This window comes from Mycolicibacterium baixiangningiae (assembly GCF_016313185.1).
GTDB classification, from domain to species: Bacteria; Actinomycetota; Actinomycetes; order Mycobacteriales; family Mycobacteriaceae; genus Mycobacterium; species Mycobacterium baixiangningiae.
This window is the reverse complement of record NZ_CP066218.1, coordinates 1,818,824-1,833,990: the sequence shown is the minus strand read 5'-3', so window position 1 is coordinate 1,833,990 and position 15,167 is coordinate 1,818,824. Positions and strand designations below refer to the sequence as shown.

Here is a 15,167-nt window from a genome sequence, read left to right as displayed (position 1 = left end):
ATGACGACCATCGTCCCCCCACCCCCAGCTCCGATTGGCCCCCCGCCCGAGCTGTCCCCCGGCAGGCGGACCGCACTGCGGAGCGCCCTCATCGCCGCCGCAGCCGTCCTCGTCGTCGGTAGCGTTGCTGCGCTGGCCGTCACGGCGTGGGGGTTGAGCACCGTGCGCGTGCTCAGCGACAGCCACGCGCTGCCGACGGCCATGCGGTCGTTGGTGATCGACACCGCCGACATCCCGGTGGCGGTGCGGATCACCAGTGATCCAGACGCGAGCGAGGGCCGCGCGAACCTGCGCCTGGTGAACACCGCGAGTAGTGGCGATCACCGGCTCGCGGTCACCACTGCCGGGCCGGAGACCCGCATCGTCCTCGAGGGCCGGCCGTCGCCGACGTTCGGATGGGCGCGCGGCGGGGAGATCACCGTGACACTCCCGCCCGAACAGGCGCGCCGTCTCAGCGTGCGCACCCAGCAGGAGACCGGCGTGGTGCACGCCCAAGCCGACCTCGACCAACTGACCGCCCGCACCACCCACGGGGCGATCGTGCTCAGCGGGTCGGCCCGCCGCGTGGAGGTGCAGACCGTCGACGGCGAGGTGACCGCGCGTGATCCGATCTCGGTGCGTGAACGTTTCGCGGCCACCACATCCGAGGGTGAGATCATCGTCGACTTCCGCGACGCGGCCCCGCGCACCGTCGAGGCGATCAGCCGCACGGGCGACATCGTCCTCGGACTCCCCGACCGTGGTCCCTATCTCGTGCGCGCGCAGTCCGGCGACGCGACGCAGGTCCGGGTGGCGGAGACCTCCGACCCCGCCGAGGCGACAAGTGAGATCACCGCGCGCACCGACACCGGAAGCGTCGTGATCGAGGAGAGCGACGACGGCTGGGGTCGCTGAACGCATCGATGCTGCCATCCGCGGGTCAATCGCTGCCAGCGGAAATGATCGGCCTGACGTGCGGGTTTGAGCAGTCAGGAAACACAGGAAGCGTCCGAACCGCGACGACCGCCACGGCTCGAACACCCACCAGAGAGAAGTGAGAGAAATGACGAAGTTCGCAGCCACCACCCTGTTCGCCGGCGCCGCCGCCACCGCCATCCTCGGCTTGGCCGCCCCCGCCCAGGCCGCACCGGCCGGGCCGGGCAACGCCCAGAACACCGTCGAGCAGCTCGACGACCGCGGCTACGCCGTGCGGGTGAACCATCAGGGCATGGTCAAGCCGCTCGACCAGTCCAGCATCGTCGCGGTGCGCTACGACAACGACGACCGCGTCGTCTACGTCACGGTCCGCTGACGCCCGACCCACGTGGGGCCACCCGGAATCCGGGTGGCCCCTTTTTCGCTTCTGGCGTGTCACACCCCCTCGCTATGATCGAAAGCATGTTCGAGTACGAAGCGTCCCCGCAGCTAGACCTCGGTTTGGCGGATGCGTTCGCGCGGCGTAACCCACTCCAGACGGCTGAATCCGCGGGCCTGGTGGAGCGCATCGCGGCGGCGGCACGGCGGGAGAACCGCGACGCCGCGGCCCGGCTGGAGTTGGTCGGCGCGCTGTTCGCGCTGCGGCGGTCGCAGTGCAGTGAAACCGAGGGCTGGGCCGCCGACACCACCGATGCGGTAGCTGCCGAGGTGGCCGCGGCGTTGAACATCAGCCACGAGTACGCCTGCGATCAGGTCCGGCTGGCCCGCGCGCTGCGCGAGCGGCTGTCGCAGGTGGCCGCCGTATTCGCCGCCGGAGACATCAATAAAGATCTGGTCGAGACCTTGGTCTATCGGACCGGGCTGATCACCGACCCGGACATCCTGATGCGCATCGACGGGCAGTTGGCCGCCGCGGCATCGCGGTTGAAGACGATGACGCGGGGCAAAACGGCCGCCTATGTCGACCGGGTCATCGCCAGACTCGATCCCGATGCGGTGCGCCGCCGCAAGAACTCGGCCGAGAAGCGCGAAGTCTGGATGACCGATCGCCTCGACGGGATGACCGACATCGGCGGCACCGTGTTCACCACCACCGCGCGCGCCCTCGACCAACGCCTCAATGCGCTGGCCGCGACCGTCTGCAATGCGGACCCACGCACGGCGAAACAGCGGCGCGCCGACGCGATCGACGCCCTTACCGCCGGCGACGACCGGATGGCGTGCCGGTGCGGTACGCCCGACTGCCCGGCCGGCGGGCTGACCGCCGCCCCGGTCGTCATTCATCTCGTCACCGACACCCGCGACCCGGGCGACGGCTCGCTGATCGGAGCCGACGGGTGGTTGCCGCCCGAGCTGATCGCGGAGTTGGCGCCATCGGCCAAGCACCGGCCGGTCGTCCATCCGGGCGATTCCGGACCTGAGCGGGGCTACACGCCCAGCACCGCGCTGGCCGAGTTCGTCCGCTGCCGGGACCTGACGTGCCGGTTTCCCGGCTGCGATCGCCCCGCGGACCGCACCGACCTCGACCATACGATTCCGTTCGCCGCCGGAGGGCCGACGCAGGCGTCCAACCTGAAGTCCCTGTGCCGTCTTCATCACTTGCTCAAGACTTTTGGTGGCTGGCGCGACCAACAGCTACCCGACGGCACCGTAATCTGGACCAGCCCGGCCGGGCCGACCTACGTCACCAGCCCGGGTTCGGCGCTGCTGTTTCCCGTGCTGTGCGCGCCCACCGCGCCTGCGGTGCGCCGCGCGGGCATGAACGCATCCCAAGGCAACCGGCTGGCCCGCGTTCCTCAGCGCCGGCGGACCCGCGACCAGAACCGGGCCGCCGCCATCGCCGCCGAACGCGCGCACAACCGCGACGCGCGCGAAGCCCGCCGCCGACGGGTCCATCCGTACTTCCAGCCCGCCCCGACTCCCGACGCCAACGAAGAACCGCCGCCGTTCTGATCCGGAACTCTGATGTCGGCGGCATGGTTGATCCTTGCCGCCGTCGAAGGCGGCCTGCTTGACTGAGGTGGCCATGGCCATCACGTTCAACCACACGATCGTCGCCGCGAGCGACCGACAACAGTCGGCCGATTTCTTCACCGAGCTGTTCGGTCTGCCCGCCGCCCGCCAATTCGGCCCGTTCCTCGCCGTGGAACTCAACCACGGCGTCAGCCTGGACTTCATGCAGTCGGGGCCGGACGTGACGGTCCAGGCCCAGCACTACGCATTCCTGGTGTCCGAGGACGAGTTCGACGCCATCTACGCCCGTATTCGCGAGCGCGGCCTGAGCCACTGGGCGGATCCGCACGGCCACCAAGACGGCGAGATCAACCACCACGACGGCGGCCGTGGCGTCTACTTCCCGGACCCGTCCGGACACCGGCTCGAGATCATCACCCGCCCGTACGGTGCGGGCGCTTGACGCGGCTGCGCGTTGTCCAGTGGGGCACCGGCGCCGTCGGGACTGAGATCCTCGCGACGATCCTCGACCACCGCCCCGACCTGGAGCTCGTCGGCGTCAAGGTCTACTCCGAGACGAAGAACCACACGGATGTGGAAGCCATTCCCGCACAACAGGATCAGGAGATCGCGGCCGAACCGGGTTCGCCACCATGGCCACCCTGCCGCTGATCCGCAGCGCCGTCGGCTTCGGGAACTAGCTGGGGCCCTGCGGTTCGCCGCCGTCACCGTCGGCCGAATCGCGGGACTCCGGTTCGAGCGCAACACTCCACGACCGCCGGTGCGGGGTGTGCGGCTGTTGCTGTTTGCCGGACGGCCGCAGCGCCACCACGTTGCCGATCGCCCGGCGCAGTCCGGGCGGGCCTTCGACACGCAGGAAATCGCCGATGCGCCCGGCGCGGTAGCGCAGCGGGGAGCCGAGTAGTTCACCCATCACCACGCCGGCGCCGATCGCGAGCGCGGTGGCCGCCGCGGCCAGCGCTTGGGCCAATCCGGCCGCGATGTCACCGTCGACGGCGAAGTAGAACACCGCGCGGAAGACGGCCAGCCCCGGCAGCATCGGTGTGATCCCTGCGGTCGCGGTCACCAGCGCCGGCGCCTGCCGGCGAATCGAGATGAGGGTGGCGACCAGACCGACACCGACCGCCGCGCTACCGGTGGCGACCACCCCACCGAACCCCGCCGAGCCCAGGCCGATCAGCACCAGTTCGGCAAGCGCCGCCGCGCCACCCGCGGTGACCACCGAGCGCAGACGCGCGTAGCTGGCGATCGTCAGACATGCCCCGGCCAGTGCGGCGCCCGACACCGCAAGCAGGGCCGACACCGGTTGCGTCGGCATCACGAACGACTCCGTGGCGTCGACGTGCAGTGCGATGTGGACGCCCGCCAAGGCCGCGACCTGCAGCGCGGCGAGGATGCCGACGACGATGCCCGCGGTGAGGAACAGGACATCGCCGAGTCGCGCCACCGCGGTGACCATGTAGCCGGTCAGCGCATCCTGCACAGATCCGACGAACGTCAGCCCCGCCAGCAGCATCACGATCCCGGTCGCGACCAGCGCCGTCGGCTCCTGGCCGGCGAACAGGTAGGCCCCGACGGCGATCATCGTCGCGATGAAGGCACCCGCCGCCTGCTGGAAGAAGAACGGGGTGCCGATCCGGTTGAGCACCCGGCCGACGCGATCGATCAACGCCGACGACACGGCGGCCAGGATCCAGGTCTGCCAGCTTCCGCCGAGCAGCATCGCGATACCGAAGGCGAAGCCGGCCCACCCCGCCGTCGCGACCCAGCGGGGGTAAGGATGGGGCTGCTCGGTCAACACATCCATCGCTTCGTGGGCTTCGTCGACCGAGACACCGCCGGAGGTGATCCGCCGCACCAGCAGATCGAGTTCGGCGAGGCGCGAGTAGTCGGTCGAGCGCGCATGCACGGCCCGCACGATCGTGACCGGTGGGCTGTCGGCGGCCGGGAGCGCCGACACGAAGATGGTGGTGACGAAGACGTCGACGACGCAATCGGTGAGCTGGTATGCCTGCGCCACGTCCTGGGCGGTCGCGACGACGTCCGCGGTGCCCGACCCGGACGACAGCATCACCTCGGCCAGGCGGGCGGTGAGGTCGAGGACCTTGCGGGTGTGCCGGTCGCTCATCTGACCCGACACCGGCCTGCGCTGCCCGGCGCCCGACGCCGGGTCGCGCCGCCCCGGCACGGCGAGGTTCAAGGCGCGTCGGCGGCGAGCCGTTCCGTCTGGCCGCTCGGATTTCAATTCGACTCCACGCGGTTGCGGTGCCCGCGCTTGTGCTCCTGGTCGAGGTAGTCATCGGCCATGGACGCCACATGTTCGGGCAGCGCGCCGGCCGCCACGTCGGCCAGGCTGGTCTGCTCGAGCACCGAGCGCATGCTGGCGCGCAACGCCCGCCACACGTCGGTCAGCGCGGCGGTCGGCCCTGAGTAGGGCAGGTCGCCCAGTCCGATGTCGCGCACGCTGGCCAGCGGCCCGTCGATACAGCGCAACACGTCGGCGATGCTGATGTCGGCGGCGGGCCGGGCGAGCTCGTATCCGCCGTCGCGGCCGCGCTGGCTGCGCACCAGCCGGTCGGTGCGCAATTCGGAGAGGATGTCGACGAGGAACTGCGCCGGGATGCCCTGCGCTTTCGCCAGGTCGTCGGTTTTGACCAGCACACCGTCGTCGGCCGTGGCCAGTTGCACCATGGCCCGGACGGCATACTCCGCCTTGGCCGACATCCGCATGGTGGCCAGGCTAGTCGGGCGACGATCACGCGGCGACGGAGGAGCCGCGATGAGGTCCGGCAATCAGATCTAGTCGGGGATGTCCTGCGAGCTGGGCACCACCACCGCGAACAGGTCCGCCATTCCGGCGAGGCTGGCCGCCTGCATGGCCGCGGCGGGCACCGTGTCATCGCTACCGAGGCCCGGCAGCGCGCGGGTTGCGGTCGCCGATGCGACGACCGTCGGCGCATAGCCGAGGTTGAACGCACCCCGCGCCGTGGAGTTCACGCACATGTGTGTCATGAAGCCGACCAGCACCAGATTCGACGCGCCGACCGCTTTGAGGCGTTCGTCGAGCTCGGTCTGCACGAACGAGTTCGGGAACTGCTTGACGATGACGGGCTCACCCTCCCGCGGTGCGACGATCGGCACGATCGCCCCGCTCTCGCCCTCGATGTCGTAGAGCGAATCCGGCCCGTCCGAGTGCTGGATGTGGATGACCGGGATGCCGGCCGTGCGCGCCCGGTCGAGCAGCGCCGCGGCGTCCTCCAGCGCGGCCTCGACACCTTCGAGTTCCATCACACCGCGGGTGTAGGTGTTCTGGCAGTCGATGAGCACCAGGGTCGACTGGGACAGGTTGACGGGCTGCTGAGGCAGGTCGGCCAGCACGCGCAGGGTTGGATTCACCACGACACCGAGCCTACTCAGCGCGTGACGGCCAGCACCGCCTCCGCCAGTTCCGGCCGGCACACCACCAGGTCGGGCAGCTTGGGGTCTTCTCTGTTGTAGATCAGCGGTGAGCCGTCGATCCGCGAGGTGTGCAGTCCGGCGGCGCGGGCGACGGCGACCGGCGCGGCCGAATCCCACTCGTACTGTCCACCGGCGTGCACGTAGACATCCGACAGACCCTGCATGATCGACGCGACTTTCGCTCCGGCCGAACCCATTTCGACCAGCGTTCCACCGAGGGCGTCGCGGACCGCCAGCGCGATGGCCGGCGGCCGGGTACGCGACACCACGATGCGCGGGGGCCCGTCGAACGCCCTCGGGGTGGCGACATCGGGTGTGGCCAGCGTGGTGTTCTGCGCGGGCAGCGCGACGGCACCGGCCACCAGCTCGCCGGATTCCCAGAGAGCCACGTGGACAGCCCAGTCGTCACGGCCGAGTTCGGAGAACTCCCGGGTGCCGTCGAGCGGGTCGACGATCCACACGCGCTGCGAACGCAGCCGCACCGGATCGGCTTCTTCTTCAGGACCTTCCTCCGAGAGGACCGCGTCACCGGGTCGCTGCTCGGCGAGCTCGGCCATCAGGAAATCGTGAGACCGCTTGTCCCCGGCGGCTTTCCGTTCGTGGACCGAGGCGTCGGCGAATTCCGCGCGCACGTCGAGCAGCAGGTCACCCGCCCGGGTGGCCAGCCGCGCAGCCAGTTCGTGGTCGTTCACCGGCCGGCGTCCAGCATGTCGACGACCTGTTGGGCCAGTTCGTCGACGCCGCGGTCCGGGGTCAACCGCAGGTCCGGGTTCTTCGGCCGCTGATAGGGGCTGTCGATGCCGGTGAAGTGGGTGATCTCCCCGGCGCGCGCCTTCGCGTACAGCCCCTTCGGATCGCGCCTCTCACAGTCGGACAGCGGCGTATCGCAGAACACCTCGAAGAAGTCGTAACCCTGGTCGACGTGGACCGCGCGGGCCAGCTCCCGGTGCTCGATCAGCGGGCTGATCGCCGGAACCAGCACCGTCAGGCCCGAATCGGCCATCAGCGTCGCGATGTGGGCGAGCCGCCGCAGGTTCTCGGCCCGGTCGGCCATCGAGAAGCCGAGGTCGGCGTTGAGGCCGTGGCGCAGGTTGTCGCCGTCGAGAACGTACGCCGGACAACCGCGTTCGAGTAGCTTCTGCTCCACCTGCATCGCCACCGAGGACTTCCCCGAACCCGAAAGGCCGGTGAACCACACGGTGCGGCCCTTCGAGAGCCGGTCCTCCGCACTGACCAGCGACTGGTGCCGGACGGTGTTCGGGGTGGCCGAGCGCGAGGCCACCGGCGTGGTGTCGCGGACCATGCCCGCGGCGACGGTGCCGTTGGTGTCGGGGTCGATCAGGATGAAGGACCCCGTCGCGGCGTTGCGGGAGTACTCGTCGAGCAGCAGTGGCTGCTGGGTGCGCAGCGTGACGCGGCCGAGTTCGTTGAGCTTGAGCGCGGTGGCCGACTTGTCGCGGTGCAGCGTATTGACGTCGAGGCGGTAGTCCAGTGCCGCGACGCGCGCGCGGGTGACCCGCGTGGTGTTCTTGATCAGGTATTCGCGGCCGGGTTCGAGCGCTTCAGTGTCGGCCATCCAGCAGATCGTGGCGTCGAACTCGTTCGACACGTGCGGCTGGTTGTTGACGCGGGCGATCACGTCGCCGCGGGAGACGTCGATGTCGTCGGCGAGGCTGACTGACACCGCCATCGGCGGGAACGCCTCGACGACCGGGCCGGTCGGCGAGTCGATCGCGGTGATGCTGCTGGACTTTCCGCTGGGCAGCACGACGATCTCGTCGCCCACGCGCATCACACCGCTGGCCACGGTGCCGGCATAGCTGCGGTGGTCGGCGTGGTCGCGGGTCTGCGGGCGGATCACGTACTGCACGGGGAAACGGACGTCGGTCAGATTGCGGTCGCCCGCGATGTAGACCTCTTCGAGGTGGCTCAGCAGCGCGGGTCCCTCGTACCACGGGGCCTTGTCCGACTTCGTCACGACGTTGTCGCCCAGCAGCGCCGACATCGGGATCGTGGTGACGTCGTGGATGTCGAGGCGTGCGGCGAACGCGTGGAACTCGTCGCGGATGTCGTTGAACTTCTCCTGATCCCAGTCGATCAGGTCCATCTTGTTGACGGCGAGCACGATGTGCTGCACGCCGAGCAGCGAGGCCAGGAACGCATGCCGGCGGGATTGTTCGAGCAGCCCGTGGCGCGCGTCGACGAGCACGATCGCCAGCTGCGCGGTCGACGTGCCGGTGACCATGTTGCGGGTGTACTGGATGTGACCCGGCGTGTCGGCGATGATGAATTTCCGCTTGGCCGTGGCGAAATAGCGGTAGGCGACGTCGATCGTGATGCCCTGCTCACGCTCCGAACGCAGACCGTCGGTGACCAGGGCGAGGTCGGTGTAGTCGTTGCCGCGTTCCTTGGAGGTGCGTTCGACGGCCTCGAGCTGGTCCTCCATGACGGCCTTGGAGTCGTAGAGCAGGCGGCCGATCAGCGTCGACTTGCCGTCGTCCACGGATCCCGCGGTGGCGATCCTCAGGAGCGTCATCGTGCTCATCGTCCAATCCCCCGTCGCTTCGCTCGCCCCATCAGAAGTAGCCTTCTCGCTTGCGGTCTTCCATCCCGGCCTCGGAGATGCGGTCGTCGGCGCGGGTGGCGCCGCGTTCGGTCAGCCGGGACAACGCGGTCTCGGCGATGATGTCCTCCACCGAGGACGCGGTCGATTCGACGCAGCCGGTGCACGTGACGTCGCCGACCGTGCGGAATCGCACGCTGGTCTCGAAGACGGGTTCGTCGTCGCGGGGCGCCATGTACGGATGGACGGCGAGCAGCATCCCGTCACGCTTGAACACCGGGCGGGTGTGCGCGTAGTAGATCGCGGGCAATGTGATGCCCTCGGCGCCGATGTAGGCCCAGATGTCGTATTCGGTCCAGTTCGACAGCGGGAACACCCGAATGTGCTCACCCTTGCGGTGGCGGCCGTTGTAGATGTTCCACAGCTCGGGGCGCTGCGCCTTCGGATCCCACTGGCCGAACTCATCGCGGAAGCTGAACACCCGCTCCTTGGCGCGGGCCTTCTCCTCGTCGCGGCGCGCGCCGCCGAAGGCCGCGTCGAACTTGTTCTCGCGGATCGCGCGCAGCAGTGTGACGGTCTGCAGGGGGTTGCGCGACGGCCCGTTGTCGACGACCCGGCCGGCGTCGATGTCCTCCTGCACCGAGGCGACGACCAGGCGCACACCGTTCTCGCCGACCAGGCGGTCGCGGGTCTCGGTGACCTCGTCGAAGTTGTGGCCGGTGTCGACGTGCATCACCGGGAACGGCAGGCGTGCCGGCGCGAAGGCCTTGATCGCCAGGTGCAGCATGACGATCGAGTCCTTGCCGCCGGAGAACAGCAGCACCGGCCGCTCGAACTCGGCGGCGACCTCGCGGATGATGTGGATCGCCTCGGCCTCGAGCAGGCGCAGATGGCTCAGCTCGTACTGGCCCGGCTCGGGTGCGGTTACCTGAGCGGCTGTCATCGCATTCCTCGTTAAGTTGGTTGAACTTGCCAGATTTACGCAGATGACCGGAAATTACCGGCTGGGCGAGGCCGGTGTCAAGGAACTGTCGAGTGTGTGCTGACGGCGCCGAGTGTGTACTCAGGGCGGCGTCGCGGCCGGATCACCGCCCTGACGTCACAGTCGACGCCGTCACGACATGGGTCAGCCGGATTGCAGGTCGTAGACGGTCGTCCCGCCCACCTGCATCGGCGCGAAGTTCGCCTTGACCCATGCGGTGATCTCGGCTGCGGTGCCGTCGCGCTCGAACCCGGGGGGTCCGCCGGGGCCGCCCCGGTCCCTGCCGATGAAGTACCGCACGTCGTGGTCGGCGACGTACTGCTGGAACTGCGCGAGTGTCGGTGAGTCGTCCGATCCGCTGAAGCCCCCGATCGCCATGATCGACGCCCCGCTCTGCAGTTGCAGACCCGACGCACCCATCGAACCGACACTGGCTGCGGCCCAACGGGTGTCGGCACCGCGGACGAGCTCCTGCAACGCGGCGTCGTCCATACCGAGACCCGGTCCGCCGGGCGGCATCCCACCGAAGCCGTCGCCACGGGCCGGACCCGACATGGTGCCGGGACCGCTGGCCGGGTGCACCACGTTGTAGACCGCGAAGGCCGTGGGCGCCGCGAGGCCGGCCAGCGCGGCGGCGATCACGGCAGCGACCGCCGCCCGTCCCAGGCGGTGCGCACCGACGGCCATCACCGCTGCGACCGCCACGGCGAGCACCAGCACCACCCAGCGCAACCACGGCAGCCACTCGGGAGTGCGAACGAGCAGGACGAACGCCCACACGCCGGTCGCCGCCATCATCGCGGCCAGCGTGACCCGGGGCACCACAAACCTTCTGCCACGCCACGATTCCGCGGCCGCGATACCGACCAGCGCCGCCACGGCCGGGGCCAGCGCCACGGTGTAATAGGGGTGGATGATGCCGTCCATGAAGCTGAAGACGGCGCCGGTCACCACCAGCCAGCCGCCCCACAGCAACAGGCTCGCGCGCACGGAGTCGGTGCGTGCGGCCCGCCGGGTGAACCAGATGCCGGCGGCCAGGCCGATGAGCGCGGCGGGAAGCAACCAGGACGCCTCGACGCCCATCGAGTCCCCGAAGAGCCGACCGATACCGGGCTCACCGCCGAAGAACAGGTGCGCGCCACCTCCCGGGCCGCCACCGGGGCCACCGCCGGGAGGACCACCGCCGGGAGGACCACCACCCGGTCCCCCGCCCGGCCCACCACCGCCGGCGATGCGCTGGATCCCGTTGTAGCCCAGCGCGAGTTGCAGCAGGCTGTTGTCCGTCGACCCACCGATGTACGGACGTGACGACGCGGGCCACACTTCGACCAGCACCAGGTACCACCCGGCGGAGACCACCACCGTGGCCGCGCCGACGGCCAGTTTGCCGACCCGCTGCCACAGCCCCACCGGCGCGGCGATCAGGAACGCCACCGCCAGACCGGGCATCACCAGGAACGCCTGCAGCATCTTGGTGAGGAACGCGAAGCCCAGTGCGCAACCCACGAGGACCATCCATCGGGTGCCCGCGGTCTCGATCGCCCGCACCATGGCGTAGGCAGCGACGATGAGCAGCAGGACCAGCAGCGCGTCGGGGTTGTTGAAGCGGAACATCAGCGCGGCCACCGGGGTCGCGGCCAGCACCGCGCCGGCGATCAGACCTGCCGCCGGACCGCTGACCCGTCGCACCGCGGCGAACAACACCCCGACCGCGGCGACGCCCATCAGCGCCTGCGGCAGCAGCATCGTGAACGCGCTGAACCCGAACAGCCTGGCCGACAACACCATCAGCCACAGCGACGCCGGTGGTTTGTCGACGGTGATGGAGTTTCCGGGGTCCAGCGAACCGAACAGCCACGCCGTCCAGTTCTGCGTTCCTGCCTGCACGGCGGCGGCGTAGTACTCGTTGGCCCAGCCCGAGGCACCCAGCCCCCACAGGTAGAGCACGGCGGTGGCGGCGAGCAGAGCCAGCAGCGCGGGACGTTCCCAGCGCGCACGGGACTCGGCCGCGGCGGGCGCCGCGGAGTGGGGCGCGTCGGCGGCCACGGTCATGTCGAATCCTATGCAGTCAGAGGGAAATCAGCGGGTGCGCCGCGGGTGGAACACCCATCCGCGCAGCAGCACGAATCGCATGACGGTCGCGGCGAGGTTGGCGGCCACCAGGACGCCCAGCTCGACGAACCGGTGCGGTTCTGCGGCGATGGAGTGCAACAGGGCCAGCGATCCGCTGGTGATGCCCAGCGCGATGGCGAACACGATGAGGCCTTCGAGGTGATGGCGCCCGACCCCTTGACGTCCGGTCACACCGAAGGTGAAGCGCCGGTTGGCCGCCGTGTTGCCGATCGCCGTCACACCCAGTGCGATCAGGTTCGCGGCCTGGGCTCCCAGCCAGTCGCGGGTCAGCACGAAGAGCACCAGGTAGGCCAGCGTGGAAACCACACCCACCGCCCCGAACCGCACCGCGTGCCGCAGCAGGGATCGCGAGGCGGCCGGTGGGCGCGGCGGGGCGAACTGCGCGGCCAGCAGCTGCACCGGGATCGACCCGTTGGCGAAACCACGCAGCAGCCGGCCGATTCCCCGGAGGTCGGCGGTGGCCGTCGAGACGATGTCGACGCGGCTGTCGGAGTCGTCCACCCAGTCCACGGGCACTTCGTGGATGCGCAGCCCGCTGCGCTCGGCGAGCACCAGCAGTTCGGTGTCGAAGAACCACCCGGTGTCGGAGACATACGGCAGCAGCTGACGGGCCACGTCGGCGCGGATGGCCTTGAACCCGCACTGCGCGTCGGAGAACCGTGCGGACAGCGTCGATTTCAGGATCAGGTTGTAGCACCGCGAGATGAACTCACGCTTGGCGCCCCGCACGACCCGGGCGCCGCGGCTCAGCCGGGTGCCGATCGCGAGGTCGGAGTGTCCCGAGATCAGCGAGGCGACCAGCGGTGCGAGGGCGGCCAGATCGGTGGACAGGTCGACGTCCATGTACGCCAGCACCGGAGCATCGGATTCGGACCACACCGCATGCAGGGCGCGGCCGCGGCCCTTCTCCTCCAGCCGCACGAACCGCACATCGGGCAGTTCGGCGGCGAGTTGCGCGGCGATCTGCGGGGTGGCGTCCGCGCTGGCGTTGTCGGCGATGGTGATGCGCGCCGGGAACGGGAAGTGGTCGCGCAGGTGGCGGTGCAGGCGGCGCACCGAATCAGCGAGTACGGCCTGCTCGTTGTAGACGGGGACGACGACGTCGAGCACCGGCACGCCCGCGGCGCGGGCCGCCTCCACGACGTCGGGACGGGACGCGAAGGAGCCCCGGCCCGCACGGTCAGCGTCGAGTTCCACGGCGATGTCTGTCATGTCCACCATGGTCTCGGCACCGGGTGTGCCCTCGATGGGGTGAAGCTATGTGCTGGCTGTGAGTCACGCCGCGGCCTCGCTGAGGTCGTAGACGACGACACCGTCGACCAGCAGGCGTTCGTAATGCGCCTGCACCCACTCCGCGATGTCCGCGGCCGCCCGGCTGCCGCTCTGGGGGGTGCGGTCGCCGAAACCGAGGGTCGACCGGCCGCCGATGAAGTAGTGCACGTCACCGTCGGCGACGTAGCGCTGGAACTGCTCCAAGGTGGGCGACGGGTCGGTGCCGTTGAACCCGCCCAGCGCCAACACTGGTGCGTTGCTTGCCAATTGGTATCCCGCCGCATTGTTCGACCCGACCACCGAGGCGGTCCAGCGGTACTGATCGGCATCGCGGGCCAGCGTAGCGGTGAGCTCCGGGCCAGGCTCCGGCGAGGTCAACAATCCGGGAGGCCCCCCGAAACCCCCGCGGTCCGGGCCGACCGACGGGATGGCGCCGGTGTGCGGGGCCGCCGCAGTGGCGACGGAATAGGCCGCGGGCGCGGCAAGGCACGCGGCGACGGCCACCGCGGCCACCGCACGGGCGACGCCGTCGGGCAGCCGGCCCACCACGACCAGCAAGGCGGCCGCCCCCACTCCCCCGACCGCGACGGCGGCCCGCAGCCACGGCAGCCAGTCGACGTTGCGCGACAGCAGCACCGCGGCGAGCACCACGGTGATCAGGACCACACCGGCCAGGGCTACGGCGCACGGTGGGCGAAAGCGGTTCTCCCACAGCAGGTGTGCACCGATGCCGATCACCGCGGCGATCGCCGGCGCCAGCGCCACCGTGTAGTACGAGTGCACGATGCCGTTGGCGAAGCTGAACACCACGGCCGTTACGACCAGCCAGCCACCCCAGTTGAGCAGGGCGGCGCGGGTGGCGTCGGTGCGCGGCGCCCGACGGGTGAGCAGCAACCCGGCGCCGAGGCAGATCAGCGCAGCGGGCAACAGCCAGGCGATGTCGAGGCCCATCCCGAAGCCGAACAGGCGGCCCGCCCCGACATCGTGGTTGAGGTTGCCCAGTCCGCCCGGCTCGTTGCCGGTGAGCCGGCCGAATCCGTTGTACCCCAGGGCGAGTTCGATGACGCTGTTGTTCTGCGAGCCGCCGATGTAGGGGCGGTTGCCGGCCGGCCACACCTCGGCCAGCAGCAGATACCAGCCGCCTGCCGCCACCATCGCCGCCGCTGCGCCGACCAGAGCGAGAACGCGGCGGCCGACCGGACGGCTCCCGGCGACCAGATACGCGAGGGCGAATCCGGGCAGCACCAGGAATGCCTGCAACATCTTGGCCAGGAACCCGAACCCGACGGCCACCCCGGCTGCGACCAGCCACCAGCGGCCGGCGTCGCGTTCACAGGCCCGTGTGACGCAGTAGCCGCCGACCACCAGCAGCAACACCAGCAGCGCATCGGGGTTGTTGAACCGGAACATCAGCGCCGCCACCGGCGTCAGCGCGAGGACGGCCCCGGCCAGCAGCGCGGCGCCCGGCCCGGTCACGCGCCGCACCGCGGCGTACAGCACCGCGACGGCAGCCACCCCCATCAGGGCCTGCGGCGCCAGGATGCTCCAGGAGTTCAGCCCGAACAGCCGCACCGAGAGGTCCATCACCCACAGGGCGGCCGGGGTCTTGTCGACGGTGATCGCATTCGAGGCGTCGCTGGAGCCGAAGAGCATGGCCGTCCAGTTCTGCGCCCCGGCCTGCGCGGCGGCGGAGTAGAACGCGTTGGCCCACCCGCTGGCCGACAGGTTCCACAGGTAGAGCACCGCGGTCGCGGCGAGTAACACCCCGAGCGCCGCCCTCGGCGAGCAGACGCGAAAGTGCCCTTTTTGCGGGTTTTTCGGGCAGTTTTGCGTCTGCTCGGCAGGAAGGGCCAGGGTCACCAAACCCAT

The 15,167-nt window shown here is 69.9% G+C and carries 14 protein-coding genes; 5 read left to right on the top strand and 9 right to left on the bottom strand.

Going from position 1 to position 15,167, the window contains the following annotated elements; translation table 11 throughout:
• The 5 genes from I7X18_RS08605 (at position 1) to I7X18_RS29955 (ending at position 3,540) form a co-directional block, all read left to right on the top strand.
• On the top strand, positions 1-894 hold the full coding sequence (locus I7X18_RS08605; protein ID WP_193048283.1) for a DUF4097 family beta strand repeat-containing protein: 894 nt from the start codon (positions 1-3) through the stop codon (positions 892-894).
• Positions 895-1,042: 148 nt separating this feature from the next.
• A complete protein-coding gene (locus I7X18_RS08600) occupies positions 1,043-1,291 on the top strand; it encodes a hypothetical protein (RefSeq protein WP_193048282.1) in 249 nt (82 codons plus the stop codon).
• Positions 1,292-1,377: 86 nt separating this feature from the next.
• Positions 1,378-2,868 carry an HNH endonuclease signature motif containing protein gene (locus I7X18_RS08595; RefSeq protein ID WP_193048281.1) on the top strand — a complete coding sequence of 497 codons (1,491 nt, stop codon included), beginning with the start codon at positions 1,378-1,380 and terminating at the stop codon, positions 2,866-2,868.
• Between the two features lie 73 nt (positions 2,869-2,941).
• Positions 2,942-3,331 (top strand): VOC family protein, encoded by a 390-nt coding sequence (locus I7X18_RS08590; protein WP_193048324.1) that lies wholly within the window; start codon positions 2,942-2,944, stop codon positions 3,329-3,331.
• Positions 3,328-3,540: a hypothetical protein gene (locus I7X18_RS29955; protein ID WP_193048280.1), complete on the top strand. Its 213-nt coding sequence runs from the start codon at positions 3,328-3,330 to the stop codon at positions 3,538-3,540. The genes I7X18_RS08590 and I7X18_RS29955 overlap by 4 nt, the downstream gene beginning before the upstream one ends.
• Positions 3,541-3,565: 25 nt before the next feature.
• On the opposite strand, the gene I7X18_RS08580 is transcribed toward I7X18_RS29955, so the two are convergent.
• The 9 genes from I7X18_RS08580 to I7X18_RS08540 form a co-directional block, all read right to left on the bottom strand.
• The gene (locus I7X18_RS08580; RefSeq protein ID WP_193048279.1) at positions 3,566-5,134 is read right to left on the bottom strand and encodes a threonine/serine exporter family protein; all 1,569 of its coding nucleotides are present in this window, start codon (positions 5,132-5,134) and stop codon (positions 3,566-3,568) included.
• The gene (locus I7X18_RS08575) at positions 5,131-5,619 is read right to left on the bottom strand and encodes an Rrf2 family transcriptional regulator (protein WP_193048278.1); all 489 of its coding nucleotides are present in this window, start codon (positions 5,617-5,619) and stop codon (positions 5,131-5,133) included. Before I7X18_RS08575 ends, I7X18_RS08580 begins: the two co-directional genes overlap by 4 nt.
• 69 nt (positions 5,620-5,688) lie before the next feature.
• Entirely contained in the window at positions 5,689-6,288 is a 600-nt protein-coding gene (locus I7X18_RS08570; protein ID WP_193048277.1) for a cysteine hydrolase family protein, read from the bottom strand.
• Positions 6,289-6,302: 14 nt separating this feature from the next.
• Positions 6,303-7,040: a 3'(2'),5'-bisphosphate nucleotidase CysQ gene (locus I7X18_RS08565; RefSeq protein ID WP_193048276.1), complete on the bottom strand. Its 738-nt coding sequence runs from the start codon at positions 7,038-7,040 to the stop codon at positions 6,303-6,305.
• Positions 7,037-8,893, bottom strand: a complete 1,857-nt coding sequence (gene cysN / locus I7X18_RS08560; protein ID WP_404822851.1) for a sulfate adenylyltransferase subunit CysN — start codon at positions 8,891-8,893, stop codon at positions 7,037-7,039. Before cysN ends, I7X18_RS08565 begins: the two co-directional genes overlap by 4 nt.
• Positions 8,894-8,924: 31 nt before the next feature.
• On the bottom strand, positions 8,925-9,854 hold the full coding sequence (gene cysD, locus I7X18_RS08555) for a sulfate adenylyltransferase subunit CysD (RefSeq protein WP_193048274.1): 930 nt from the start codon (positions 9,852-9,854) through the stop codon (positions 8,925-8,927).
• Between the two features lie 183 nt (positions 9,855-10,037).
• Entirely contained in the window at positions 10,038-11,945 is a 1,908-nt protein-coding gene (locus I7X18_RS08550) for an ArnT family glycosyltransferase (protein ID WP_193048273.1), read from the bottom strand.
• A gap of 27 nt (positions 11,946-11,972) precedes the next feature.
• On the bottom strand, positions 11,973-13,247 hold the full coding sequence (locus tag I7X18_RS08545; protein WP_193048272.1) for a bifunctional glycosyltransferase family 2/GtrA family protein: 1,275 nt from the start codon (positions 13,245-13,247) through the stop codon (positions 11,973-11,975).
• A 54-nt stretch (positions 13,248-13,301) separates the two neighbouring features.
• Positions 13,302-15,167 carry a glycosyltransferase family 39 protein gene (locus I7X18_RS08540; protein WP_193048271.1) on the bottom strand — a complete coding sequence of 622 codons (1,866 nt, stop codon included), beginning with the start codon at positions 15,165-15,167 and terminating at the stop codon, positions 13,302-13,304.